This window comes from Pseudomonas sp. R1-15 (assembly GCF_051132085.1).
Lineage (GTDB): Bacteria > Pseudomonadota > Gammaproteobacteria > Pseudomonadales > Pseudomonadaceae > Aquipseudomonas.
Map to the genome: position 1 here is coordinate 4,332,022 of NZ_CP071660.1, position 23,510 is coordinate 4,355,531.

Here is a 23,510-nt window from a genome sequence, read left to right on the forward strand (position 1 = left end):
ATCTTGGTTGATGCCGAATATTGTGAGCACAGAAGATCCATTGTGGGAGCGAGCCTGCTCGCGAAGAGGCCAGCACCAACAACCTACTTCCCGGAATGATTACGCCTGAAGGTTTCCTCCCCCATCGCCGCGATCTGCCCCTCGATCAGCGCCTCGAACGGCCTCAGCAACGGCTCGAAACTTGTCGGTGCTTCGAGGGTTTGCAGTGCCTGGACAATCGCCTCCACCGTCGACAACGCGCCCGGCCCGGGCGCCTTGCGCAAGCGGTAACGGGACACGCCGCCGTCGGCCAGGGTGACCCTCGGCAGCGCCGCCAGCAACGGGTTCAGGTGCAGCAGCTTGCGCGCCTTGCGCCATGTGCCGTCGGGGACGACCAATAGCAGCGGGTCATCGCTGGGACCGTAGGCTTGCATCGGCTGCGCATCGTCGGCGGGAAACAACAACCGCGCCTGATAACCCGGTTGATCGAGCAACCTGGGCAAATCCTCGAACACCTCGCCGACGATCAATTCGGCGTTGTTCAGGCCCAACGCCGCCAACCGCGCCGTGTTCAAGGCATGGTTCACCTCGCTGGGATGCTGCAACAGCAGAACGCGGGTGCGGCTGTCGAGACTGGGGATCAATGGGCACAGGCAATGGCTTTGCGGACGGTGGCAACGCGGGCATTGAATTCTGGACATGATCAGGCCTGGTTCAGTTGAGCTTTGAGCAGATCACGGAAGGTCTGGATCAGCGGCTCGCGGCTGCGGCCACGGCGCACGATCATTGAAAACGGTGCCTGATAGCCAAAGGTCGCCGGCAGCAGCACGCGCAGATCGCCCTTGTCGACCCAGGCCTGGGCGTAGTGCTCGGGCAGATAACCGATGTAGGCACCTGACAGCACCAGAATCAGTTGCGCTTCCATACTTTCTACTGTCGCCGCGCTGTGCTTGAAGCCGTGGCGCGCCAGTTCGGCCTGGCTCCAGTAACCGCGCCCGACCATACGCTGCTGGGTAATGAGTTGCTCGGGGATGCGCCGTTCGTTGAATAACGGATGCCGGTTGCTGCAATACAACCAGTGCTGTTCGCGGTACAGCGGCATATAGACCAGCCCGCTCATGCGCGTGGAAAACGCGCCGATGGCCAGGTCCAGGCGATTGTCCTGCACGCCGAGTTGCAACTCGTAGGGGCTCATGACCGACAAGTGCAAATGCACCGCCGGGTGCTCCTGGCTGTAGGCGCCGATGGCTTCGGCGAACGGCAACGCCTTGTCGCTGACCGTCGAATCGATCACGCCCAGGTTCAGCGTACCGCGCAACTCACCCTTGAGCGCCGCGGCGTATTGCTCGAAGCCTTCGAGCTCGCCCAACAGGCGCAGGGTCTCCTGATGGAACAGCTCGCCTTTGCTGGTCAGGCTGAACCCGCCCCGCCCACGATGACAGAGCACCAGGCCCAGGGCCGATTCGAGTTGGCTCATGTAGGTGCTGATCGCCGACGTGGATAGGTTGAGCTCGTGCTGGGCATTGGCAAACCCCTGGTGACGGACCACGCTGACAAAAATGCGCAGCAGTTTCAGGTCGGGTAGAGCGTTGGCCATGGGGGTATCTCCAGATCACACATATACGGAGCCTGCCGTGCTTTTGTGGCGAGGGAGCTTGCTCCCGCTGGGCTGCGAAGCGGCCCCAAAACCATTCACCTCGATGTATCAGGCAGACCGCGTTGGCTGGTTTTGCGATGGCTGCGCCACCGAGCGGGAGCAAGCTCCCTCGCCACAGAGGTTAATCATGTGCCCCGGGATTGCGCTGCTGCGGAGTCTATCGCCCTGCCCACCATTAGTTTAGAAAAATCTGAACTAAGTATTTGCCGTCAGCGATTCTTCACCGCCAAGGCTTTTCGCAGAATCGGCCCCTGATAAATAAAACAAACGATGAGGCCCTACCCGTGGACAAGATTCTTCACCAACCACTGGGCGGCAACGAAATGCCGCGCTTCGGCGGCATCGCCACCATGATGCGCCTGCCCCATTTGCCCACCGCCGCCGGCCTGGACGCTGCCTTTGTCGGCGTGCCACTGGACATCGGCACCTCGCTGCGCGCCGGTACCCGCTTCGGGCCCCGCGAGATCCGCGCCGAATCCGTGATGATCCGCCCCTACAACATGGCCACCGGTGCCGCGCCGTTCGACTCGCTGTCGGTGGCGGACATTGGCGACGTGGCAATCAATACCTTCAACCTGCTGGACGCGGTGCGGATCATCGAAGAGTCGTACCACAAGATCCTCGAACACAACGTCATCCCCCTGACGCTGGGCGGCGACCACACCATCACCCTGCCGATCCTGCGGGCGATCCACAAAAAGCATGGCAAGGTCGGCCTAGTGCACATCGACGCCCACGCTGATGTAAACGATCACATGTTCGGCGAGAAAATCGCCCACGGCACCACTTTCCGCCGCGCCGTGGAAGAAGGCCTGCTCGACTGCGATCGCGTGGTGCAGATCGGCCTGCGCGCCCAGGGTTATACCGCCGAAGATTTCAACTGGAGCCGTAACCAGGGCTTCCGTGTGGTCCAGGCCGAAGAATGCTGGCACAAGTCTCTGGCCCCATTGATGGCCGAAGTGCGCGAGAAAGTCGGTGGCGGCCCGGTGTACCTGAGCTTCGACATCGACGGCATCGATCCGGCCTGGGCGCCAGGCACCGGCACCCCGGAAATCGGCGGCCTGACCACCATCCAGGCGATCGAGATCGTCCGTGGCTGCCAGGGTCTCGACCTGGTCGGTTGCGATCTGGTAGAAGTTTCGCCGCCGTACGACACCACCGGCAACACCTCGCTGCTGGGCGCCAACCTGCTGTACGAGATGCTCTGCGTACTGCCCGGCGTGGTCCATCGCTGAGGCGCCGCCATGAGCCATCGAGATCAGGTTCTCAAGGCCGCCGCCGAACTGGTGTCGGCGTTTGCCCGCAATGACCGCGAGGCTTACTTCGGCGCATTCAGCGCCGATGCGAGCTTCGTGTTCTACACCCTCGAACAGCCGCTGCTGTCACGCGAGGCCTACCAGGCCTTGTGGGACCGCTGGCGCGCCGAGGATGGCTTCGAGGTGCTGCGTTGCACCTCGAGCAACGCCTTCGTCAGCCTGCAAGGGGACGTGGCGATTTTCATCCATGACGTGGCCACCGAGCTGCGCATGCAAGGGGAGCTGCACTTTAGCCAGGAGCGCGAAACCATCGTGTTTCGCCAAGAACAACAAGGCCTATGGCTGGCCTGTCATGAACATTTGTCCGCAATGCCGGAAGGGCTGCCACCCCCTTAGCCAAACAGGCGACGTTCACATCCGATGAACGCGCCTCGATGATCGGAGCAGATCATGAATAACAATAACGATAAAAGCCTTACGCAAATTGAAACCAACGGGGTCGAACAGATCCCCGACCATCAACGAACCGCCGGGCCGGGGGATCTGTTTCGACTGATCTTCGGCGGCGCCAACACCTTTGCCACCGCAGTGCTCGGCAGTTTCCCCGTGCTGTTCGGGCTGTCATTCCAGGCCGGGGTCTGGGCGATCGTGCTGGGGGTACTGGTCGGTTCGATCATCCTCGCGCCGATGGGCCTGTTCGGCCCGCTCAACGGCACCAACAACGCCGTGTCCTCGGGTGCGCATTTTGGCGTCCATGGGCGAATCGTCGGCTCGTTCCTGTCGCTGCTGACCGCCATTGCGTTCTTCTCGCTGTCGGTATGGAGCTCGGGCGACGCGCTGATCGGCGGTGCCAAGCGACTGGTCGGCGTACCGGAAACCGACCTGAGCCTGGGCCTGGCCTACGGCCTGTTTGCCCTGCTGGTATTGACGGTGTGCATCTACGGCTTTCGCTTCATGCTGTGGGTCAACCGCATCGCCGTATGGGCCGCCAGCCTGTTGTTCCTGCTGGGCATCTTCGCCTTCGCGCCAAGCTTCGACAGCCAGTTCGCCGGCACGGTCAGCCTCGGCCAGCCGGGCTTCTACGCCGCCTTCATCGGCGCGGCGCTGGTTGCCATGAGCAACCCGATTTCCTTCGGCGCGTTCCTCGGCGACTGGTCGCGCTACATCCCGCGCAACACGCCCAAGCCACGCATCATGCTGGCGGTCATCGCCGCTCAGTTGGCCACATTGATACCGTTCCTGTTCGGCCTTGCCACCGCCACCATCGTCTCGATCAAGGCGCCGGACTACATCGCCTCGAACAACTACGTGGGCGGCCTGCTGGCGGTCTCGCCGGGATGGTTCTTCCTGCCGGTGTGTCTGATCGCGGTGATCGGCGGCATGTCCACCGGCACCACCTCGCTGTATGGCACCGGGCTGGACATGTCCAGCGTGTTCCCACGACTGCTGTCGCGGGTCAAGGCGACGCTGCTGATCGGCGTGCTGTCGATTGCGTTCATCTTCATCGGGCGCTTCGCCGCGAACCTGGTGCAGAGCGTCTCGACGTTCGCCGTGCTGATCATCACCTGCACCACGCCGTGGATGGTGATCATGATCATCGGCCTGGTGGTGCGCCGCGGCTTCTACTGCCCGGACGACCTGCAAGTGTTTACCCGTGGCGAAACCGGTGGGCGCTACTGGTTCAGCCATGGCTGGAACTGGCGCGGCCTGGGGGCGTGGATTCCCAGCGCACTGGTGGGGCTGTGCTTCGTCAACCTGCCGGGGCAATTCGTCGGGCCGTTGGGAGAGCTGGCCGGTGGCATCGACATAAGCCTGCCGGTGACCCTGGGGCTGGCCTCGGTGGTGTACCTGCTGTTGCTCGGGTTGTTTCCGGAACCGGCGGCGGTGTATGGGCCGCAGGATCCGCGAAGCGCTGATCCGCTAAACCCGCCAGAACTGCGACAGGCCGCCTGACTGACCAATTCCCGTGGCGAAGGAGCTTGCTCCCGCTGGGTTGCGCAGCGACCCCAAGGTTTTCTGAATTGAAAGCGACGACTGCTGCGCAGTCGAGCGGGAGCAAGCTCCCTCGCCACGAAAGCCCGTTCGCACTGAGGCTGCGGTGTCAGCGCCAGCAGCCTCGCCCACATAAAAAATAGAACCGGAGACACGCCATCATGGCCTTGGATTTAATCGTCGTTCTCATCTACGCCACCGGCATGATCGCCCTGGGCTGGTACGGCATGCGCCGCGCCAAGACCCGCGACGACTACCTCGTCGCCGGGCGCAACCTCGGTCCGGGTTTTTATCTGGGCACCATGGCCGCCACCGTGCTGGGTGGCGCGTCGACCATCGGCACCGTGCGTCTGGGCTATGTACACGGCATTTCCGGCTTCTGGTTGTGCGGCGCCATCGGCCTGGGCATCGTCGGGCTGAGCCTGTTCCTCGCCAAGCCGTTGCTCAAGCTGAGGATCTACACCGTGACCCAAGTGCTGGAGCGCCGCTACAACCCGGCCGCGCGCCATGCCAGCGCGGTGATCATGCTGGTCTATGCGCTGATGATCGGCGCCACCTCGACCATCGCCATCGGCACGGTCATGCAGGTGCTGTTCGGCCTGCCCTTCTGGGTTTCGATCCTGGTGGGCGGCGGCGTGGTGGTTCTTTATTCCACCATCGGCGGCATGTGGTCGCTGACCCTGACCGACATCGTCCAGTTCCTGATCATGACCATCGGCCTGGTGTTCTTGCTGATGCCCATGTCGATCGTCGATGCCGGCGGTTGGGATGCAATGGTGGCGGCTTTGCCGGCGCGTTATTTCGATTTCACCGCCATCGGCTGGGACACCATCCTCACCTACTTCCTGATCTACTTCTTCGGCATCTTCATCGGCCAGGACATCTGGCAACGGGTGTTCACCGCCCGCAGCGAAGGCGTGGCGAAAGTCGCTGGCACCGCGGCCGGCCTGTATTGCGTGCTCTACGGCCTTGCCGGTGCGCTGATCGGCATGGCCGCCAAGGTCTTGCTGCCGGACCTGGAAAACGTCAACAACGCCTTCGCCAGCGTGGTACAGACCAGCCTGCCCAACGGCATTCGCGGCCTGGTAATCGCAGCCGCGTTGGCGGCATTGATGTCCACCGCCGCCGCAGGCCTGCTCGCGGCATCCACCACGGTGGTCCAGGACTTGCTGCCCCGCTTGCGCCAGGGCCGTGAAAGCGGCGACGGCGACGTTCACGAAAACCGTATCGCGACCCTGCTGCTGGGCGCGGTGGTATTGGCTATCGCCTTGGTCGTCAGCGACGTGATCAGCGCCCTGACATTGGCCTACAACCTGCTGGTCGGCGGCATGCTGATCCCGCTGATCGGGGCGATCTACTGGAAACGCGCAACCACCGCCGGCGCGATCACCAGCATGTCGCTGGGCTTCGTCACCGCGCTGTTCTTCATGTTCAAGGATGGCCTGGATGCGAACACGCCGATCTACTACAGCCTGAGCGTGGCATTGGTGAGCTTCGTGGTGGTGAGCCTGCTGTCGCCACGGTCGGAGGTGGTGGCCAAGGCGGTTTGATCGGTAATTGCTGGCGATGAAATCACTGTGGGAGCGAGCTTGCTCGCGATGACGGCGGTACGCTCAACACGGATTCATGCTGATCCACCGCTATCGCGAGCAAGCTCGCTCCCACAGGGGCCTAGGCCATAAATAAAAAGATCGCAGTCTCGGGCCGTTTCAATTGAAACGGCCCGAGACTGCGATCTCTCCAAAAAAGTGGGTTTACCGGCGGCGCGGCTGGCGGCGGCGTTGCTCGTCGTCGGTGCGGATCGGGATCGGCTGCATGGGCGGTTCGATCAGGCCGAGCGCGACACCCAAGTCGTGAAGCCAGTTCTGGATTTTCTCTTTCATCGTGGTGCCCCCTCAGGGTGGTGCGAGCGGCAGATTTCTGTGGCCCCTTCGCACTGATAATAGTCCGAAGTCCTACGCAATGCTCGTTACAGATTGCAATGATCTGTTACTGAATTGATCCAAATCCCACGCTGGGAGTTCAAGCCGATTGCGCCGTGATCATTGGCGCCCGCGGCCACGCTTGTTGTTGCAACTCGATCCAGGCGTTCAGGTTGGCGCCGACCATGCCTTTGCGCCACATCAACCACGTCGTCGCGCTGGCAAACGGCTCGGCCAACGCATGCACACTTACCCGTTCCCGACCCGGCAGGCTGGCGAGCATCGACTCGGACATCAGCGCCACTCCGGAGCCGGCTATCACACAGGCCAGCATCCCCTGGTACGACTCGATTTCCATCGCCCGGCCCATGGTCGCATGATCATGGGCGAACCAGGCTTCCAAGCGCATTCGGTACGAACAGCCACGCCGGAAGGTGAATACCGCACGGCCTTGCACGTCCAGCGCGCTGCGCACCGGTGGATGGTCGGCCTCGGTGATGAGCACCAGCCGCTCGTCGCACAACGGCACGCCATCCAGCCCGGCCAACTCCAGCGGACCGTCCACCAGCGCCGCATCGAGGCGATTGGTGAGCAGGCCTTCAAGCAATTCTCCACTCGGCCCCGATTGCACTTGCAGGTTCACCGCCGGGTAGGCCCGGTGGTAAGCCGCCAGCAAGTCCGGCAAGTGGGTCGCCGCTGTGCTGTACATCGTGCCCAACACAAAATCCCCGGCCGGCTGGCCGCCCTGCACCGCCGCATGGGCTTCGTCATGCAGGGCGAACAGCTTGGTCGCGTAGTCCAACAGGACTTTTCCCGCAGGCGACAATTGCAAACGCTGACGCTCGCGCAGGAAAAGATCCACGCCCAGCTGCTCTTCGAGCTGCTTGAGCCGGGTCGAGAGGTTCGATGGCACCCGGTGCAGGCGCTCGGCCGCCCGGGTGATGGAACCTTCCTCGGCCACGGCCTGGAAAATCCGTAACTGGCTGAACTCCACGACATTCTCCAAAAAAGAACAAGTTACTCAATATTATTCATTTTTAATGAAAGTCAATCGGTTCTAGCCTGACGGTCAATCACCTCGACGCCGGAGATCGACCATGTCGCCCTTGATTCGCCTGCTCGCCAGCTTCATTGCCTTGATGATGGCCATGGGCATCGGCCGCTTCGCCCTTACACCGCAGTTACCTCATTTGATCGGCGAAGGTCAGGTCGACTTGACCGCCGCCGGTCTGATTGCCGCCGCCAACTATCTGGGTTACTTCCTCGGCGCGCTGGACGCCATGTTCGCCCGTCGCGCCGAACAGGTGCAGCGACGGCTGTTGGGCGGCCTGTGGTTATGCGTGCTGCTGACGCTCGCGTCGTTCTGGGCCTGGGGCTTCTGGCCGCACCTGGCGCTGCGCTTTGGCACCGGCGTGGCGAGCGCCTGGGTGATGGTGATGATCACCGCGTTGAGCCAACCCCTGGCGGCGGCAGCGGGACGGCCTCGGCTAGGTGCGTTGGTATTTGCCGGGCCGGGCATGGGGATTTTTCTTACGGGCTTGCTGGCCCTTGGCTCGAACCTGTTGGGCCAGACATCCGCCACCTTGTGGCTGGTGTACGCCGGCGCGGCGCTGCTGATGTTGCTGGTCATCCTGCCGGCCCTGCCGAAACCCGCGCCGGCGGCCACCCTCGCAGCGCCAGTCGTCACTTCCGGCAGCAGCGGCATCGCCCGGCTCTGCGTGGTCTACGCCTTGTATGGCGTGGGCTACATCATTCCAGCGACGTTTCTGTCGCAGATGGCTTCGGCGCAATTTCACGGGCAATGGCAGGCCGACCTGTTCTGGCCCTGCTTCGGCCTGGCCGCCGCCACCGGTGTGCTGCTGGTGAGCCTGCGCCGGCCAAACCCGAACACCACCAGTCGCTGGCTGATGGCGACGTTGTGGCTGCAAGCCGCTGGCGTGTTTGCCTGCCTGCTGGGCAGCGGCTCGGGTCTGGCCTTGGGCGTGTTTCTCTGTGGCGCGCCGTTTCTCGCCTGCATGCAACTGATGGTGATGCGTGCCCGGGAGCTAGCCCCCCACGCGACCCAGCGCAACATCGGCCTGCTGACCGCGTGTTTTGCCATCGGCCAGCTCAGCGGCCCCCTGCTGGCGGCGCTGAGCAGCCATTTCAGTGGCGGTCTGCAACCGGCACTGATCGTCGCCGGCAGCGGACTGCTGTTGGCCGGCGGACTGTTGCTGCGGCCCGCCAGACGTGGCGCGACGAGCCCTTGCGCGCAGACCGCCCTGCGCTGATCAGGCCTGGCCAGCCGGGTTGAGCGAGGTATTCAGTTGTAGGGCTGGCTCACGCCGCGCCAAGGCGAAATACAGCACCCCGCCGAGGAAACACCCGGTGAACCAGGCAAAGTTGGCCATCGGTTGCAGCAGCGGCGTGAAGGTGATCGCCACGCCCATCAGCGTCGCCGGAATCAACGCCTTGACCGCAGTCCAGTTGATGCCGCCGCTGTAGTAATAACGCCCGCTCGGCCCATCATTGAACAGCGCATCGATGTCGATCTGTTGCTTTTTGATCAGGTAGTAATCCACCAGCAAGATGCCGAACAACGGGCCGATGAACGCCGCCAAGACGTCCAGGGTGTAGTGGATCACTTCAGGGTTGTTGAACAGGTTCCACGGCGTGATGAAAATCGAGGCCACCGCCGCGATCATGCCGCCGGCGCGCCAACTGATCTTGCTCGGTGCCACGTTGGCGAAGTCGAAGGCCGGGGACACGAAGTTGGCGACAATATTGATGCCGATGGTCGCGGTCACAAAGGCGAAAGCCCCCAGCAACACCGCTACGTCATTGTCGATGCGCGCCACGGTGGCGATCGGGTCGTGGAGCATTTCGCCGAACACTGGCAATGTCCCGGACACAATCACCACGGTGACCAGCGAGAAGGCCAGGAAATTTACCGGCAGCCCCCAGAAATTGCCGCGACGCACGTCAGACATGCTCCGGCAGTACCGGCTGAAATCACCGAAATTCAGGGTCGGGCCGGAAAAATACGAGACCACCAGGGCTGTTGCCACGATCACTTGGCCGAACGCCTGCCAGCCAGACAAGGATTTCTCGGCCAGGGTAAAGCTGATGTTGCTCCAGCCGGCCTTCCAGACGATCCAGCCGGCCAACAGGAACATCACCGCATACACCACCGGCCCGGCCCAGTCGATAAAACGACGGATCGACTCCATGCCCGTCCAGAACACCAGCGCCTGGACAAACCACAACCCGAGGAAACCGAACCAGCCCAAGTAGGACAAACCGGCAAAATGCGGTGTTGCGTAGGCTTCCATCGAAGGAAAAAACCGCAGCACCACGATGATCAGTGCGCTGGACGCCAGATAGGTCTGGATGCCATACCAGGCCACCGCGATCAGGCCGCGGATCACCGCGGGGATATTCGCTCCGAACACGCCGAACGCCAGCCGGCATATCACCGGATAAGGCACCGCCGCCTGTTGGCTCGGCTTGGCGACCAGGTTGGCGATCAACTGCACAATGCAAATCCCGCCGAGCAGCGCAATGAGTACCTGCCAACTCGCCAGGCCCAGAGCGAACAGGCTGGCGGCAAACACATAGCCGCCGACGCTGTGCACGTCGCTCATCCAGAACGCAAAGATGTTGTACCAATTCCATTTCTGCGGCAGCGGTCCCAGGTCTTCGTTATAGAGACGGGGGCTGTAGCCGTTGGGCAATTGCTCGGACATTGCGGGGCTCCTTTTGAGTACCGCCGTGCCCCCGAATTGATTGTCCACCACACTGCGCACGGGAGCCGGCATGGTTTGTATACGGGTTGCTACGCAGAATGCGTGCCACAGGCGCAAGATCCGAGACAAACCGTGGTTTGCAGGGCAAGGGAAGACCGAGCGAGCATCGGCATGCGCCCACGAACGGGGCGCGGGTGCATGCTTAGGGTGCAATTTTTTGTATACAACGAAGATCACCGTGGCGAGGGAGCTTGCTCCCGCTGGGGTGCGGAGCGGCCCCAAACAATGTCCTCATCGCCACGGTAGGTCAGGAAGGACGCCGGGGCCCGCTGCGCGGGCCAGCGGGAGCAAGCTCCCTCGCCACGAGATCAAGAGCCCAAAAGCCCACAGGCCACAAGCCCAGTAGTGCGATCAGGCCAACTCAATACGATCCGCATGAATGACAATCTGCCCATTCTTGTAAAGCGCGCCAATGGCCTTCTTGAAGTTGCCCTTGCTCACGCCAAACAGGCTGCTGATCAGCGCCGGGTCGCTCTTGTCGCTGACCGGCAGCGTGCCGTTGTTGTCGCGCAACTTGGCGAGGATCTTCGCATTGAGGCTGGTCGCCGCTTCCTGGCCCACTGGCTGCAAGCTCAGGCTGATCTTGCCGTCCGGGCGGATTTCCTTGATGAACCCCTTCTCCTGCATGCCGGCGCGCATGAACTTGAAGATTTCGTTCTTGTGGATCAAGCCCCAATGCTTGTTGTTGATGATTGCCTTGAAGCCCATGTCAGTGGCTTCGGCAACCAGCAGATCGACTTCCTGCCCAGGCGTATAGTTGGCCGGAGTCTTGTCCAGGTAACGGTCCAGGCGCGCCGTGGCAGTGATGCGGCGGGTGTGTTTGTCGAGGTAGACGTGCACCACGCAGTATTCGCCGGCGGTCATCTGGCGTTTTTCTTCGGAGTACGGCAACAGCAGATCCTTGGGCAGGCCCCAATCCAGGAACACGCCGATGCTGTTGACCTCAACCACTTTCAGACTGGCGAACTCGCCTACCTGGACTTTCGGTTTTTCCGTGGTAGCGATCAGTTTGTCGTCGCTGTCCAGATAAATGAAAACATTGAGCCAGTCTTCATCTTCACTCGGAATATCCTTGGGGATATATCGGTTGGGCAGCAGGATTTCGCCGTCCGCGCCGCCATCCAGATATAAACCGAAGTTGGTATGTTTAACCACTTGCAAACTGTTGTAGCGCCCGACTAAAGCCATTTCCAGATACCCTCATTACGTGGGCGGCATTCTACCCGGTTTTGCCGCGTGATTCGTGGTCGCCGGTGCAGCCGTTGATTTTCCTGGGTTTTCAGCGAGAGAGCGGCCATTCGTCAGACGGCAGCGAGGCGAATCGCCACATTTCGAGCCCGAACCACGTCAAAGGTTGTTATTTAAAACAGTGGCTTAGGGCGATAAACGTACATAAATCGGTAATATTTCCGGCCTCGCTGCGCTATATTCCGGAGGGATATTTACCAAGCAATTGTCAAGTATTTCCTGTACGATGCCTGGCCCAATTAATTATCCATAGGTTAATGGCCGTCATGCGCGTAAAAGCATCCAACAGCAAAGCAAAGCCAGCTCCAGCCGTTGAAACCAGCGAGTCGATCAACGACCAGATCGCTGCGTTCCTCAAGTCCGGCGGCGAAATCCAGCAGATTGCCAAAGGTGTCAGCGGCCAGACCTTCGGTCCGTCCAAGCAGATCAGCCTGGGCAAGAAGTAATCCCCGTTTCACCTGGTCCCAAAGCGCTTTGAATCTCGAAGCGCTTGGACTGGAACCTCCCTCGTTTGATCCCCCTCACGCATAAATCGACGAACGGCCATCGCTGCCGGGCATTCGCCGGTATGCTTGCACCTCTCTAGCTCAAGCGTTTCAGCTTGGTTACGATTCCCTGCTCCTCGCTATTCATGGAGTGAAGCATGCGCATTCCTGTTGTCCTGCTGACGTTCAGCCTGCTCGCTTGCCCCGCTTCTTATGGGCAGGTGTTCCAGCGCGAGCTCGGCGACTTCGATCTCAAACTCGGCACCACACCCAGCCGCAGCATGGCCCAAGGCCTGGTCACGCCGTCGAGCACCGGCTCGTTCCACGGTGGCCTGGACCTGAGTCATGACAGCGGTTGGTACTTCGGGCAGTGGTCACCCAGCGCCGGCGTATCTGCCGACCTTGAGATCGATTCCTACATGGGTTTCAAACAACCCTTCGACCAGACCCTGGGCTACGAAGTCGGCTTGATCCACTACAGCTACCCTACCGTCGATACTCTCGACAGCCAGGAATTCTACGGCGGCCTGACCCTGCTCGGCAGCCGCTTCGGCGCCGCCTTGAGCAACGATCCGGACAAACAGAACAGCACCCTGTTCGCCGACCTGGGCGGCAACGTGCCGTTCGGCATTGGCATCAGCGCCAAATACACCACCCACCAGCTCAACTCGCCTGTTTCCGTGGATAACGGCTACGTCAGCAGCTTCAGTGACTGGTCGTTGAAAATCTCCCGCCCATGGAAAGGCATCGACCTGGACCTGATCTACAGCGACTCAAGCCTCAGCGGCAGCAGTTGCTCCGCATACTCCGGCCACAACAGCGAATGCGACAGCTTACTGACCCTCAAGATGGCCCATCCTTTTTACTAGGCGTTACTTATTAATCGGCTGAACTGCCGCGCGCCTGCCATGCTCAAACAAAGCACCTCCGCCTTCGCAAGGACTCGCTCATGTCGCGCTGGTTAACACGCACCGCCATGTTCATCGCCCTGCTGCTGACACTCACCGCTTGCAGCCGTGTCGGCCTGGCCTACCGCAACCTCGACCTGATCATCCCCTGGACCCTCAACGATTACCTGGAGATCAACGGCGAGCAGAAAGACTGGTTCAACGACCGCCTCAAGGAACACCTGAGCTGGCATTGCACTACGCAATTGCCCGGCTACCTGGATTGGCTCGATCGCCTCAAAACCATGGTGCAGAACGACCAGGTGACTGACGAAGCCCTGCAGCAACGCACCCGCGAAGCCAAGGCCGCGATCGCCGAAACCGCCCGGGAAATCACCCCATCGGCCACCGAACTGTTACAAGGCCTGAGCGATGACCAGGTGGCCGACATGGACGCCGCCTTCATCAAGGATCAACGCAAACGCCAGCGGGACTACCTCAAGCCGACCTTGCAACAACAGATCAAGGAACGCGCCGAGCGCATGGAAAAACGCCTGAACGACTGGATCGGCCCGCTCAACGACGCCCAGCGCCAACGCGTACAAGCCTGGTCGACCGCGCTTGGCGATCAGAACCAGCAATGGATCGCCAACCGCGCCCACTGGCAGAACCAGTTCAGCGAAGCCGTCGCCCAGCGCCACAGCCCCGACTTCCCGAAACGCATCGAGCAACTACTGGTGAACCGGGAAAGTCTGTGGACGCCCGCCTACCGCGAGGCCTACAACAAAACCGAAGCCCAGGCCCGCAGTCTGTTGGTGGACCTGATGGCACAGAGCACCCCGACGCAGCGTGAACAGCTGTTGAAGAAGATTGACGGGGTGAAGAAGGATTTCAGCGATTTGAAGTGCCTGAAAGCAGCACGCCCATAAGCCCCACCACAAATCCCCCTGTGGGAGCGAGCCTGCTCGCGAAGGCGGCCTGACGGTCAAACGTAAGTTGCCTGTCAGACGGCTTTCGCGAGCAGGCTCGCTCCCACAGGAGAATGGGTGAATCCATCAGGCAATCTGCGCCTTCGAAGCCAGATCATCAAAAGTAAACTCATCCAGCGCATCTTCCTGCTCATCCAGCACCTGCCGCGGATGATCATTGCCCGGGATGCTGCTGTCGATCAGGCTCAACAACCGCGAGCCACGTGGCGTCAGCACAAAATTCTCGCCATTGCCGCCCTCTTCCTCCGGCCGCGGCTCGATATAACCACGCTCCAGCAGCAGTTTTTCATACTCTCCGGCAACCGCTTTCAGATGATCGAGGTTCTCGATTTCCTCGCCCTGAGCTGCCTTTTCCGCTGCGTGCTGCTCCGCATAGGGCCGAGGGGTAAAACTGTGGCCGGCGCCGTTTTGCACTTCGTGCAGCAACCGTTCGATCAAGTCCCAGTTATAAGTCGTCATCCTGGTCCATCCTCTAGAGAGTGAGATGCCTACTCAGTTTGTGACCGAGGCGGTGCGGCGCCGTTCAGCCGGGTTTACCGGCGGCGTCTTTTCCACGCCGACCAGCGGTTTGTCGAATCCGCCGGCCGCCAAACGACTAGGCAATGCAATCGCCGATCAATGAGTCTCTGAGGAGAAGCCCCATGAACATCGAGCACCATCAGGTCGTCTCGCGGGAAGCCTGGCTCGCCGCCCGCCGCGAACACCTCGCCCAGGAGAAAGCGTTCACCCGCGAACGGGACAAACTCAGCGCCGAACGCCGCGCGCTGCCCTGGGTGAAAGTCGACAAACCCTACCGCTTCCAAGGCCCCCACGGCGAACTGAGCCTGGCCGACCTGTTCGGCGGCCGCAGCCAACTGATCATCTACCACTTCATGTTCGGCCCCGGCTGGACCGAGGGCTGCCAGGGCTGCTCGTTCCTGTCCGACCACATCGACGGCGCCAACCAACACCTGGCCCACCACGACGTCGCCGTCGTCGCCGTCTCCCACGCCCCGTTCGCCGAATTCCAGCCGTTCAAACGGCGCATGGGCTGGGTCTTCGACTGGGTCTCATCGGCAGGCTGCGACTTCAACCACGATTTCGGCGTGAGCTTCAACGCACAAGACAGCGCCGCCGGAACAGCCACCTACAACTACGAAAAAACCGACAGCGCCGAGAGCGAACTCCCAGGCCTGAGCGTCTTCTATCGCAACGAAGCCGGAGACATCTTCCACACCTACTCCACCTACGCCCGCGGCCTCGACATCCTGGTCGGCGCCTACAACTACCTCGACCTCACGCCAAAGGGCCGCAACGAAGGCGAAATCATGGACTGGGTGCGCCACCACGATAAATACCAGGAAGCCAAGCCCCACAGCTGCTGCCATGGCTGACGCGCCAACCACCCGAAGTCGAGCACCGCCCCCGTGGCGAGGGAGCTTGCTCCCGCTCGACTGCGCAGCAGTCGCCTGCTTTAAGCCGAAAGATGCCAAGCGAAACGCCCTACATGAAGCTCGGAAAACGGTGTCTTGTGGCGATGGAGAAGGTCGGCCTATAGTCCCTCGTCGCCCAATAGCGGCGGGGTTTGGCGACCCGAATCAACAGAGAGACTCATCAACCTCCGAGGCTCTTGCTATGACCAGATACATACCCATCACTGGCGTCGACTGCACTCCCGCCACCCTGCTCATCGACACCGAAGCCCCACTCGACGTTCTTTTCGAAACCGCCGACTACCGCATCCGTTGCGTAACCCAAGTGCTGGAAAATATCGCGTTCCGCTCAGAAATCAGCTCCGATACCGTCGTGCTATCCGACTTTTGCAAGCTGTTGACGATTTCTCTGCGCGATGGATGTGACGTGATGGATGTGATCGGAAGACGGTTGCGGGCGCAGGCTGCCGGATAACGAAAACGGGCGACCTTCGGGGTCGCCAGTTTCACATTATGGGCTCACGCTTGCTGCTAAATATGCAGCCTTGCTTTTTCTGTATTTTATAGACTACATTTTATGAAGAAGATCGAATCCAGCAAATTCCGATCCTGGCTGAAAAAGCTTAAGGATGACACCGGTAGAGCTCGTATTACCTCACGGATCAATCGACTGATAGAGGGTTTACCCGGCGATGTCGCTCCAGTCGGCCATGGTATCAGTGAGCTACGAATTCACTATGGGCCTGGCTACAGGGTGTATTTCTACCGGCAGGGCGACATGCTGGTGATTCTGCTTTGCGGGGGTGACAAGGGCAGTCAGAGCCGCGACATTGAAACCGCCCACCAGATAATGCAGGCGTGGAGAGCACAAAATGACTGAGATTTTTACCGAATTCGACCCAGCAGAATACCTCTGCACTCCCGAGGCCATCGCGGAGTTCATAAGCGATGCCTTAGAAACCGGCGATGCAAGTTATATCGCCAAAGCGATGGGAGTCGTCGCACGAGCCAAGGGGATGACCGAATTGGCCAGGGAAACGGGCCTGTCGCGCGAACAGCTATACCGCTCCTTTAGCGAACATGGTAATCCCACTCTGAAAACAATGCTGGCGGTCATGAAGGCACTTGGCGTCGACATGACGGCTCGGCCACACACGCATACGGGGTCGTGAAAGAAAAAAGGAAACAGATTCGAGTGGCGCTTACTTAACGGCTAACTAGCTGATACGGATGCTCATGGCGCAATCAGCTCTGTTGGCCGACTGTCTGCCTCGCGAGCTGAGCTTCAAACATAGCCTTCAACTGTGCCTTGCGTTGAGGCAGTACGGGGTTCAGGAGCAAGAAGATCAAATGCTGAATCTGCTTGAGCTGATCGCCCAGAAACGTGTTGGAAGGCGTCCTGGCAGGGTTGAGCCGCGCGCCATAAAACGAAGACCCAAGCCTTACCCCATGCTGATGAAAACACGTCGATCAGCCAGGGCCGAGGTCAGGAAGAATGGTCACCCGAAGAAGGTTAAGTAAGCGCCATTCATATCTGTCCCTTTTTTCTTTTTTCCAGTCCCCTTTTTCCACCATCAGCACTCAACGCAGCAAAGATAAATGCTATTTTTTTTAAAAACTAAATTACTATAACGTCACCAGAATCCAGATAAATCGAATAAGCTTCATAGCCACTTTCGCCATCTGCTTCAAGAACGATCAAGTCACCGGAGCTGAATGCTATTTCCAGCGTTGCGCCTTCAAACGCTTTAACCGAAACGACATCTTGGAGCAGTAAATCTAATAAGGGCGCACTCGTATACGAGTCAGAAAACTCTCGACACCCTAAGACACCGTCCACTTTATATGACAACCTTCCTTCTATACAGAACGAGACCTTATAGGGAGGTATACCGGGGACCGTCTGCGGACGTGCAAAATCTAGATTAGTGGTTGCCACCCCAAAACTAACCACCTCCAAGTAACACCCTGACAATAACAAAAAATCAAAATCATCTGGCAATGCGTACATACGTCACCTAACTAAACAGGTAATTTCAACGACGAACCGGCGGTAAAGTGTTGGAAGGGAGCGGAACATGTGTGTCGCCCTGACCTTTACCAGGTTTTCCCGTCGCGGGGTTCATTGGTTGTTTGCCGGCGTTTTGCCAACGCCAGTATCCGTTCTCATATCCAGGCACAGGCGATGAGCCAGGAGGCATGACTCGAATGTGCTCCCCTTTCGCAGGATCGGTCCCGGAAGGGTAATATATTTCTCCACCATTTTTCCCCGGACGACTGACCCAGCCAGATGGAATTACTGGCCCTTGAGGAGGATTAGTTATTTGCTCAAGGGTTTGTGGTGTCTTTGCTCCGCCCTTCGCAGCATCGCTTCCTACAACCCCAACCTTAATCCCGGTTGTACCACCCTTCCCCCCAGCAGTCGACGAGAACAGCCCCCGATCCTGACTCAGTCCATCCGAAGCAAGCTCCGCCAGCCACGCAGCAGCGTCGCCTTTATCGGTGCGCGTCTTCTCAATGATGCCGGTGTTGATGGCTCGCTCGTTGCTCCGAGCGATCTCCCAAATTGCTGCCGAACGATCGAGCCCGGCGCTTCTGCCATCATGCAGCAACTTCTCATTGGCCGGAATCTCAGCCACCAGCTGCTTGGTCACTTGCAAGCAATCCGCCGGGTTAAGCTTGCAGTACTGGCCGAACTTTTCGTTTCGACTGGCGTCGAGGTTGTTGTAATGGTCCCTGACAGCTTGGCACTCCGCAGGGGAGGCGCAGGTGTTTAGCTTCTGTTCTCTTTCGACCAGCTCCGCGTGAAACAGATAGTTGAAGGTAGTCGCGTTCTCGGCGATCTTGGAGCCTGTATCCAGATCGCCTCCGACCGCGGCTGCCGCCAACAACCCCGTCAGCTGCGATAGCGCAACTTGCAGCTCCTCGTTCCCGTTTGCAATTTTGGTCATGCCGGGAATGAGCGCTTCATTCAAACCAGCGGCCACCGCCCCTGTCTTGAAATCACTCCCCGTTAGCTCAGCCAGCAACCCTCCCATGATCGCGTGTGCAACGATTTTCTGAAGGCCGCCATCGGGGAACTTGATGGTATCGCCAACCCATTTGAACCCAGTGGCCATCGCCACACTGCCGGCCTCCCCCAACAGTGCCGAACCCAGATTGTCGCCAAAACTGCCGCCACCGATTGCGGTTGAGATACCGCTAGAGAGCACCGCCCGGCCCCCCGCCCGGATAGCGATATCAGTGAAATTAGTACTGGTCAGCAGGTTGGCGAATTCTTGACCTTGCGATGTAGCGGCGAACCAATTGGCGTCTGCGTAATTAAGTACGCCAGCGGTGACCCCGGCTATAGCAGCCCCCTTCAGGCTATCCGAACTAAACGTTTCCTTAAGCGCAGCACCCAGGTCGCCTTTGTTGTTGATAGTGCTGGTCACCGCTGTAGTCGCCAGACTGGTAGCAACGACGCCGCCGGCACTAGCACTCACTATGCCCAGCCCTGCCGGCCCCATGACGACCGACATCAAAATGGCAATAATGAGTTGCGAAGCAGGCCCCAGCCCGGAATTGCTGTACTTGAACGACTCGTGAATCTCCTTCACTTGCCGCCAGTCGACGTCACCCCGCGCTTCTGCTTCTTTCAGCCAGGCCAGTTTCGGATCCGCTTTGACCATCGCATCGATGGATTGGCTGACCGTTTCCTGATTGACTTGCTTGACGTCGATTTGGAGGCCATCGACGGCGTTGATCAGAAAAGGGGACGGATTTATTTTCCTTCACTATCAGGCTCAGGATGCGGAGCATCTCTGCTGGTCGCCAGAGGGAAATGCCCACCATTTTCCTCGAAAATAAATCTGTCCCCTTTTCTTTTTTTCAGGCGACCAAGCTTTGCCTGGTCTACATAAATCTGTCCCTTTTTAAATTTTAAAAAAAATAGAATAATCTGGACCAAGCTCACACCTCAAACTTTCGGCTAATCGCTCCCCCTCCAATTTGAATTGTCGCTCCAAATCCTCACTCTTGAATCCGGAGTTTGGCGGGTAATCTACATCCAGTGTTTCGTTGTATATAGAGGCCCATTTTGATAGACGTAGCTGTAGTTCCTCAGATATAGGAAGCTCGCAAGGATCTATGTCTCCATACTCATCGGGAGTCATATTCCAAAGCGGATGACATTGATAGTCCGCCATCAGTTTTATATATTTCATTTAACACTACCTCTTGGATTTGCACCTACGACAAAGCCGTTGTCGCCAACAGTCACTGCAATTCGCTGCGGCTGCCCATTAATAGTTAACTCATAAATTGGGCGTCCTGTCCCAGAGCCTTGATGACCAACTAGTTTTCCTTCAGAAACAGCCTTCATTACCACGCCCTGCAAAAAAAAGAGGACAGATTTATTTCCACCCACTGCAAATAAGATCGAGATGTGAAACACTGTGCTAGTCAGGAGAAAAATAAATCTGTCCTCTTTTTCCTTTTTTCATTACTCTAACTCTTTATTCTGCAATTCAGCTTTTAGAAAAATCTGAGCACGTTCAGATAGCTCGCTCCACTGATACATATTTAGAACCACATCTTTCTTACTCGAATAAAAGTTAAATTCAATAACCCCCTTCTCAGATATTCCAATATCCATAAACGGCTCACTCTCACCCTTAAAATACACACACAAATAAGGAAAAAAACTATTTATATCACCTACCTTTTCAAACTCTAGCTGCTTCATCATTGCACTCCACGAAAGCCGATAAATTTTCCATCCAGCCCCCAACTCGCTGCCTTTCCGCCCGGTAATGTATAGGTCATCCATCCATCCGGATACCTCCTACTCACTCCCATCGTTTTGATCACCGCGTAGAATATCTCTAATAGACTTTTCTGCAAGCCCATTCAATTGAGCATCACTTCTATATACCTTTCGCAACTCTGCCGTATTTCAAAGCCAAAGTACTCCGCATGCTTTGTTACCCCCCGGCCGCCGTTGGAAATAACCTGGCCTGCCTTGTATGGCTGCATCGTGGAGTTTATTAGCTCTACAGAAAGCTTCCCCTCAGCATAGGCATACGCTGCTGCAGCTCTATCTGCTGCACCTATTCCTCCCGCAACCCCACGTAGCACAACACCCGCAGCACCAGACTCCTGCCAAAATGTTTGCTTCCAAGGATCGTAGGCTACCCGGTCGTCGGCGTGATTGATATCTTGGAAATGTTCAATAATATCCCGCTCTTCAGAACTTAACTTGGAAGAACCAACTAACCAGTCCAAGGATGCAGAGTCGGACTGAGCGCCAGCAAGTTGATCTGCACATGCCGCCTCACCATTTTTCTTACAATTATAGAGAGATGCACCGGTTTTGCTGTCGCTAATAACTTGAAATTTATTTTTTACGTTTTCTCGACAAACAGCTGGATCAGGATTGTAGCGACAGCCAATAAGTTCGCCTTCAAGCTTCTCGACTTCAATGTGCTCTAAGTAGTTATTGGCAGTGGCTATACCCGTCACCCAACCAGCAACTTCTTGATCTTTCTCGCTACCACCAGCCCCAGCGGCAACGACCATGCCTAAGAGCTGTGATGTCATGGCTAGAGCCTGATCATGTGCAACGCCAGGAAAAATCTTATCCCCCACCATCTGGACCAGAGCCTTATTAGCTCCAGCCGCTAACGCAGAGGTTAGCAAAATATCCTCAAAAAAAAGGGGGCAGATTTATTCTTAACACACGAAAAATAAATCCGCCCCCTTTTTTCTTCAGACTTCAATTTCCTGTGCTGCTCCAGCTCTTGGCTTCAGCTGAATAAAGTTCAACCAGGCCAATAGAGCCGCTTCAAATGAGTCGATATTAAGCAATTCGAAGTAATTCTCATCATATAGCGAATAAATTTTTACTACATCCTTGGATAATTCAGCTCCCCATGCATCACGACTCCAATCTGAAAAAACAATCTTAGACTCTTTAACTAATCTTATCCGATTCAAACCCTCATTCAACCACGACACCGCCTCTAAAGACGTTTGCCCACCATCATCGGTTAAGAGGCAGGCAAGTGGACTAACACCCTCTTTGTTGACAGTGCTTGAACTACAGCTCGGCGAAAGACTTCCAGCCGATCTTTCCCATGAAAAAAGCAGCTTCATTGCATGCGCCTAAAATTTTGGATAAACGGTAGCTTTGGGGCTGATATACCCCTCGACCTGCACACCACTAGGGGTCGTCCCGGTCCATTTGTTACCTACAACTGTTCTGTTCTGGGGGGCACCATCCACTTCAACTTTTATACGATCAGCGGACCAGGAATCGGGAAATAATGTAGATATACCGCCGTTGTTCGTCTTAGGCAGAACCGTCCTGGATTGACTGGATCTACCACCTGAATTCTAGCGCTATACACACTTTGCGCATTCGGTGTCGAGGCCGTACCTGGAGTCACTTGCCCCCCTGACGCAGTTCAATGTCCGCCAGCGACATTACCATTTGGCTTCACTTCAGCGTTGAGGATATGGCCATCAAAATCGAGGCAGCAGTAACTTTGCTTACAGAAAGTGAGGCTTGTGCATTAAGTTCAGCTGCGCCCTTTGCACCAACTTACAAACCACTTAAACGCCAAGTGTTCTCATTAGAATTGAAGCATCCTTTAACAGTTCGGGATCTTGGCTTAAATTCTTCACTTCGGCCAAAGCGCAAGCGGCCTTTTGCGCCAATCTTGTATTTCCCTGCCAACACTCTGCACTCACATTTGCAAGAGCTGCAAGCAGCTCGCCGTCGTATCTCTCTCCTGCCAACACATCATCATGTAGCAATATCACAGCAAAGGGCAACAGTTCATTAACAGAAAGATTTTGCCTAATTGCGCGACATACATCTCCTATACTTAAGAGATCTAGTGGAGTATCGCATACCAAAAGATACCACTCGGTCAAAGACGAAGGGCTGTCTTCTGGTAGACAACCAATTTGAGTAAGTCTTTCCAACTCACGAAACGTCATATCCCGACACCATTTAAAGCTGACCCAATAAGATCGATAGTATCGACCGCTCGCTGGTAAAAAAGGGACAGATTTATTTCACCCACTGCGAATCAGGATCACGATGCGGAGCACTCCGCCGACAATCAGAGAAATAAATCTGTCCCCCTTTTTCGCAGATTTATTTCCCCATACTGCAAATCAGATCGAGATGTGAAGCATTCCGTTAGTCACGAGAAAAATAAATCCGCCCCCTTTTTTTCTAGTCAGATAAATTTCCTCCTTTTCTCTCTTTTCTTTGTCACCCCAACAAAATATCTTGCGTATCTACAGCTTCTACGGAGCAATTAGTGACCAAGACCCCTAGACCAAGCTGCGGGTCAAATTTGGCATCAAATATGAAACCAATCTGACGCGCCTCCGCATCAAACGCAGACATCACTTTAATACGTTTCAAAGAAACCAAATCCTGCATGTCATCAACTGCATAGACCTTAGGTGCATTGGCACCAACTTCAGCAGCACCGAAGCTTTCTCTGTACTCTTCAAGCCTATTGAGGTAATAATTAAAGACAGCATCTTCGACTAATAAGGAAATCGAGATTTTATTTAAATTGAACTCGCGAAACGCAAGCCGCTGACTTTCTGATATTGGAGCAGCATCAAAAGTTTGAACAACAAGCTCCACCTCACAGCGACTCCCAAAAATAACTATTTCACATAGCCCTTTCCAAGCCCCATCAAAATATAACTTACCAAAATCTTTATCTAAAACAGCATTCATTTCTTAAGCGCCTCCAACAAGGCCCTCTCGGCAACTCCACCTAAATGGCCGTACTTTACACCAAAATCCATCGAACCAACCTTCCCAGTATGAATAAAAGCAAAAAAAGGGGACAGATTTATTTTCCGATCAGCTTTGCCCCTACACAATC

29 protein-coding genes and 1 pseudogene are annotated in these 23,510 nt (G+C 57.2%); 14 read left to right on the forward strand and 16 right to left on the reverse strand.

Features of this window, described 5'->3' with window-relative positions:
• Positions 1–83 precede the first annotated feature (83 nt).
• Both J3P97_RS19500 and J3P97_RS19505 read right to left on the reverse strand, forming a co-directional pair.
• A complete protein-coding gene (locus J3P97_RS19500) occupies positions 84–680 on the reverse strand; it encodes a tRNA-uridine aminocarboxypropyltransferase (RefSeq protein WP_434572559.1) in 597 nt (198 codons plus the stop codon).
• A gap of 2 nt (positions 681–682) precedes the next feature.
• A complete protein-coding gene (locus J3P97_RS19505) occupies positions 683–1,576 on the reverse strand; it encodes a LysR family transcriptional regulator (RefSeq protein ID WP_434572557.1) in 894 nt (297 codons plus the stop codon).
• A gap of 344 nt (positions 1,577–1,920) precedes the next feature.
• Between J3P97_RS19505 and speB the strand changes: the two genes are divergently transcribed.
• From speB to J3P97_RS19525, 4 genes are all read left to right on the forward strand, one after another.
• A complete protein-coding gene (gene speB / locus J3P97_RS19510) occupies positions 1,921–2,871 on the forward strand; it encodes an agmatinase (RefSeq protein ID WP_045155351.1) in 951 nt (316 codons plus the stop codon).
• Positions 2,872–2,880: 9 nt separating this feature from the next.
• Positions 2,881–3,288: a YybH family protein gene (locus J3P97_RS19515; protein ID WP_305499519.1), complete on the forward strand. Its 408-nt coding sequence runs from the start codon at positions 2,881–2,883 to the stop codon at positions 3,286–3,288.
• Between the two features lie 51 nt (positions 3,289–3,339).
• A complete protein-coding gene (locus J3P97_RS19520; protein WP_434674574.1) occupies positions 3,340–4,845 on the forward strand; it encodes a purine-cytosine permease family protein in 1,506 nt (501 codons plus the stop codon).
• 200 nt (positions 4,846–5,045) lie between these two features.
• A complete protein-coding gene (locus J3P97_RS19525) occupies positions 5,046–6,434 on the forward strand; it encodes a sodium:solute symporter (protein ID WP_434672549.1) in 1,389 nt (462 codons plus the stop codon).
• Positions 6,435–6,638: 204 nt separating this feature from the next.
• Here J3P97_RS19525 and J3P97_RS19530 read toward each other — a convergent pair whose 3' ends face one another.
• Positions 6,639–6,767: a PA1414 family protein gene (locus J3P97_RS19530; RefSeq protein WP_256222727.1), complete on the reverse strand. Its 129-nt coding sequence runs from the start codon at positions 6,765–6,767 to the stop codon at positions 6,639–6,641.
• Positions 6,768–6,906: 139 nt separating this feature from the next.
• Positions 6,907–7,800: a putrescine utilization regulator PtrR gene (gene ptrR / locus J3P97_RS19535; RefSeq protein ID WP_434572552.1), complete on the reverse strand. Its 894-nt coding sequence runs from the start codon at positions 7,798–7,800 to the stop codon at positions 6,907–6,909.
• A 103-nt stretch (positions 7,801–7,903) separates the two neighbouring features.
• Between ptrR and J3P97_RS19540 the strand changes: the two genes are divergently transcribed.
• Positions 7,904–9,076: a YbfB/YjiJ family MFS transporter gene (locus tag J3P97_RS19540; RefSeq protein ID WP_434672550.1), complete on the forward strand. Its 1,173-nt coding sequence runs from the start codon at positions 7,904–7,906 to the stop codon at positions 9,074–9,076.
• Here the strand turns inward: J3P97_RS19540 and J3P97_RS19545 are convergent, their stop codons facing one another.
• Both J3P97_RS19545 and J3P97_RS19550 read right to left on the reverse strand, forming a co-directional pair.
• Positions 9,077–10,531: an NCS1 family nucleobase:cation symporter-1 gene (locus tag J3P97_RS19545; protein ID WP_434672551.1), complete on the reverse strand. Its 1,455-nt coding sequence runs from the start codon at positions 10,529–10,531 to the stop codon at positions 9,077–9,079.
• Between the two features lie 411 nt (positions 10,532–10,942).
• A complete protein-coding gene (locus tag J3P97_RS19550; protein ID WP_434572546.1) occupies positions 10,943–11,779 on the reverse strand; it encodes a CvfB family protein in 837 nt (278 codons plus the stop codon).
• Positions 11,780–12,096: 317 nt separating this feature from the next.
• On the opposite strand from J3P97_RS19550, the gene J3P97_RS19555 reads away from it, so the two are divergent.
• The 3 genes from J3P97_RS19555 to J3P97_RS19565 all read left to right on the forward strand — a co-directional run bounded on the left by J3P97_RS19555 (position 12,097) and on the right by J3P97_RS19565 (position 14,140).
• Complete coding sequence (locus J3P97_RS19555; RefSeq protein WP_018607615.1) at positions 12,097–12,285, forward strand: hypothetical protein; 189 nt, start codon at positions 12,097–12,099, stop codon at positions 12,283–12,285.
• Between the two features lie 197 nt (positions 12,286–12,482).
• Positions 12,483–13,193 carry a TorF family putative porin gene (locus J3P97_RS19560; RefSeq protein WP_434672552.1) on the forward strand — a complete coding sequence of 237 codons (711 nt, stop codon included), beginning with the start codon at positions 12,483–12,485 and terminating at the stop codon, positions 13,191–13,193.
• Positions 13,194–13,273: 80 nt separating this feature from the next.
• A complete protein-coding gene (locus tag J3P97_RS19565; RefSeq protein WP_434672553.1) occupies positions 13,274–14,140 on the forward strand; it encodes a DUF6279 family lipoprotein in 867 nt (288 codons plus the stop codon).
• Between the two features lie 126 nt (positions 14,141–14,266).
• Here J3P97_RS19565 and J3P97_RS19570 read toward each other — a convergent pair whose 3' ends face one another.
• Entirely contained in the window at positions 14,267–14,659 is a 393-nt protein-coding gene (locus tag J3P97_RS19570; protein ID WP_030141150.1) for a hypothetical protein, read from the reverse strand.
• A 25-nt stretch (positions 14,660–14,684) separates the two neighbouring features.
• Between J3P97_RS19570 and J3P97_RS19575 the strand changes: the two genes are divergently transcribed.
• The 6 genes and pseudogenes from J3P97_RS19575 to J3P97_RS19600 form a co-directional block, all read left to right on the forward strand.
• Positions 14,685–14,822 carry a hypothetical protein gene (locus tag J3P97_RS19575; protein ID WP_434672554.1) on the forward strand — a complete coding sequence of 46 codons (138 nt, stop codon included), beginning with the start codon at positions 14,685–14,687 and terminating at the stop codon, positions 14,820–14,822.
• Between the two features lie 19 nt (positions 14,823–14,841).
• Positions 14,842–15,573, forward strand: coding sequence for a DUF899 domain-containing protein (locus J3P97_RS19580; protein WP_434672555.1), 732 nt, complete (start codon positions 14,842–14,844; stop codon positions 15,571–15,573).
• 241 nt (positions 15,574–15,814) lie between these two features.
• The gene (locus J3P97_RS19585) at positions 15,815–16,087 is read left to right on the forward strand and encodes a hypothetical protein (RefSeq protein WP_434672556.1); all 273 of its coding nucleotides are present in this window, start codon (positions 15,815–15,817) and stop codon (positions 16,085–16,087) included.
• A 102-nt stretch (positions 16,088–16,189) separates the two neighbouring features.
• Complete coding sequence (locus tag J3P97_RS19590) at positions 16,190–16,492, forward strand: type II toxin-antitoxin system RelE/ParE family toxin (RefSeq protein WP_434601506.1); 303 nt, start codon at positions 16,190–16,192, stop codon at positions 16,490–16,492.
• Positions 16,485–16,784 carry an addiction module antidote protein gene (locus tag J3P97_RS19595; protein ID WP_434601507.1) on the forward strand — a complete coding sequence of 100 codons (300 nt, stop codon included), beginning with the start codon at positions 16,485–16,487 and terminating at the stop codon, positions 16,782–16,784. Before J3P97_RS19590 ends, J3P97_RS19595 begins: the two co-directional genes overlap by 8 nt.
• A gap of 49 nt (positions 16,785–16,833) precedes the next feature.
• A pseudogene (locus J3P97_RS19600) lies at positions 16,834–17,133 on the forward strand (IS4 family transposase); the annotation flags it as partial.
• A gap of 97 nt (positions 17,134–17,230) precedes the next feature.
• Here the strand turns inward: J3P97_RS19600 and J3P97_RS19605 are convergent.
• From J3P97_RS19605 to J3P97_RS19645, 9 genes are all read right to left on the reverse strand, one after another.
• Positions 17,231–17,623 carry a hypothetical protein gene (locus J3P97_RS19605; protein WP_434672557.1) on the reverse strand — a complete coding sequence of 131 codons (393 nt, stop codon included), beginning with the start codon at positions 17,621–17,623 and terminating at the stop codon, positions 17,231–17,233.
• A 25-nt stretch (positions 17,624–17,648) separates the two neighbouring features.
• A complete protein-coding gene (locus tag J3P97_RS19610) occupies positions 17,649–19,283 on the reverse strand; it encodes a DUF637 domain-containing protein (RefSeq protein ID WP_434672558.1) in 1,635 nt (544 codons plus the stop codon).
• A gap of 92 nt (positions 19,284–19,375) precedes the next feature.
• Positions 19,376–19,561 carry a hypothetical protein gene (locus J3P97_RS19615; RefSeq protein ID WP_434672559.1) on the reverse strand — a complete coding sequence of 62 codons (186 nt, stop codon included), beginning with the start codon at positions 19,559–19,561 and terminating at the stop codon, positions 19,376–19,378.
• 534 nt (positions 19,562–20,095) lie between these two features.
• Complete coding sequence (locus tag J3P97_RS19620) at positions 20,096–20,422, reverse strand: hypothetical protein (RefSeq protein ID WP_434672560.1); 327 nt, start codon at positions 20,420–20,422, stop codon at positions 20,096–20,098.
• A gap of 80 nt (positions 20,423–20,502) precedes the next feature.
• Complete coding sequence (locus J3P97_RS19625; protein ID WP_434672561.1) at positions 20,503–21,192, reverse strand: hypothetical protein; 690 nt, start codon at positions 21,190–21,192, stop codon at positions 20,503–20,505.
• A 168-nt stretch (positions 21,193–21,360) separates the two neighbouring features.
• The gene (locus J3P97_RS19630) at positions 21,361–21,747 is read right to left on the reverse strand and encodes a hypothetical protein (RefSeq protein ID WP_434672562.1); all 387 of its coding nucleotides are present in this window, start codon (positions 21,745–21,747) and stop codon (positions 21,361–21,363) included.
• Between the two features lie 9 nt (positions 21,748–21,756).
• Positions 21,757–21,951 (reverse strand): EndoU domain-containing protein, encoded by a 195-nt coding sequence (locus J3P97_RS19635; RefSeq protein ID WP_434674575.1) that lies wholly within the window; start codon positions 21,949–21,951, stop codon positions 21,757–21,759.
• Between the two features lie 255 nt (positions 21,952–22,206).
• Entirely contained in the window at positions 22,207–22,596 is a 390-nt protein-coding gene (locus tag J3P97_RS19640) for a contact-dependent growth inhibition system immunity protein (protein WP_434672563.1), read from the reverse strand.
• Between the two features lie 280 nt (positions 22,597–22,876).
• Positions 22,877–23,359, reverse strand: a complete 483-nt coding sequence (locus tag J3P97_RS19645) for a DUF6985 domain-containing protein (RefSeq protein ID WP_434672564.1) — start codon at positions 23,357–23,359, stop codon at positions 22,877–22,879.
• Positions 23,360–23,510: the final 151 nt, after the last annotated feature.

Excerpts from the sequence above, each read along its gene's own strand:
- J3P97_RS19645 (WP_434672564.1), bottom strand. The coding sequence starts at position 23,359 with ATGAATGCTGTTTTAGATAAAGATTTTGGTAAGTTATATTTTGATGGG.
- J3P97_RS19580 (WP_434672555.1), top strand. The coding sequence starts at position 14,842 with ATGAACATCGAGCACCATCAGGTCGTCTCGCGGGAAGCCTGGCTCGCC.
- J3P97_RS19575 (WP_434672554.1), top strand. The coding sequence starts at position 14,685 with ATGCCTACTCAGTTTGTGACCGAGGCGGTGCGGCGCCGTTCAGCCGGG.
- J3P97_RS19640 (WP_434672563.1), bottom strand. The coding sequence starts at position 22,596 with ATGACGTTTCGTGAGTTGGAAAGACTTACTCAAATTGGTTGTCTACCA.
- J3P97_RS19540 (WP_434672550.1), top strand. The coding sequence starts at position 7,904 with ATGTCGCCCTTGATTCGCCTGCTCGCCAGCTTCATTGCCTTGATGATG.
- J3P97_RS19550 (WP_434572546.1), bottom strand. The coding sequence starts at position 11,779 with ATGGCTTTAGTCGGGCGCTACAACAGTTTGCAAGTGGTTAAACATACC.
- J3P97_RS19570 (WP_030141150.1), bottom strand. The coding sequence starts at position 14,659 with ATGACGACTTATAACTGGGACTTGATCGAACGGTTGCTGCACGAAGTG.
- J3P97_RS19630 (WP_434672562.1), bottom strand. The coding sequence starts at position 21,747 with ATGAAGCTGCTTTTTTCATGGGAAAGATCGGCTGGAAGTCTTTCGCCG.
- J3P97_RS19625 (WP_434672561.1), bottom strand. The coding sequence starts at position 21,192 with ATGACATCACAGCTCTTAGGCATGGTCGTTGCCGCTGGGGCTGGTGGT.
- J3P97_RS19515 (WP_305499519.1), top strand. The coding sequence starts at position 2,881 with ATGAGCCATCGAGATCAGGTTCTCAAGGCCGCCGCCGAACTGGTGTCG.
- J3P97_RS19605 (WP_434672557.1), bottom strand. The coding sequence starts at position 17,623 with ATGTACGCATTGCCAGATGATTTTGATTTTTTGTTATTGTCAGGGTGT.
- J3P97_RS19545 (WP_434672551.1), bottom strand. The coding sequence starts at position 10,531 with ATGTCCGAGCAATTGCCCAACGGCTACAGCCCCCGTCTCTATAACGAA.
- J3P97_RS19585 (WP_434672556.1), top strand. The coding sequence starts at position 15,815 with ATGACCAGATACATACCCATCACTGGCGTCGACTGCACTCCCGCCACC.
- J3P97_RS19595 (WP_434601507.1), top strand. The coding sequence starts at position 16,485 with ATGACTGAGATTTTTACCGAATTCGACCCAGCAGAATACCTCTGCACT.
- J3P97_RS19620 (WP_434672560.1), bottom strand. The coding sequence starts at position 20,422 with ATGGATGACCTATACATTACCGGGCGGAAAGGCAGCGAGTTGGGGGCT.
- J3P97_RS19525 (WP_434672549.1), top strand. The coding sequence starts at position 5,046 with ATGGCCTTGGATTTAATCGTCGTTCTCATCTACGCCACCGGCATGATC.
- J3P97_RS19560 (WP_434672552.1), top strand. The coding sequence starts at position 12,483 with ATGCGCATTCCTGTTGTCCTGCTGACGTTCAGCCTGCTCGCTTGCCCC.
- J3P97_RS19590 (WP_434601506.1), top strand. The coding sequence starts at position 16,190 with ATGAAGAAGATCGAATCCAGCAAATTCCGATCCTGGCTGAAAAAGCTT.
- J3P97_RS19505 (WP_434572557.1), bottom strand. The coding sequence starts at position 1,576 with ATGGCCAACGCTCTACCCGACCTGAAACTGCTGCGCATTTTTGTCAGC.
- J3P97_RS19555 (WP_018607615.1), top strand. The coding sequence starts at position 12,097 with ATGGCCGTCATGCGCGTAAAAGCATCCAACAGCAAAGCAAAGCCAGCT.
- J3P97_RS19500 (WP_434572559.1), bottom strand. The coding sequence starts at position 680 with ATGTCCAGAATTCAATGCCCGCGTTGCCACCGTCCGCAAAGCCATTGC.
- J3P97_RS19565 (WP_434672553.1), top strand. The coding sequence starts at position 13,274 with ATGTCGCGCTGGTTAACACGCACCGCCATGTTCATCGCCCTGCTGCTG.
- J3P97_RS19610 (WP_434672558.1), bottom strand. The coding sequence starts at position 19,283 with ATGGTCAAAGCGGATCCGAAACTGGCCTGGCTGAAAGAAGCAGAAGCG.
- J3P97_RS19530 (WP_256222727.1), bottom strand. The coding sequence starts at position 6,767 with ATGAAAGAGAAAATCCAGAACTGGCTTCACGACTTGGGTGTCGCGCTC.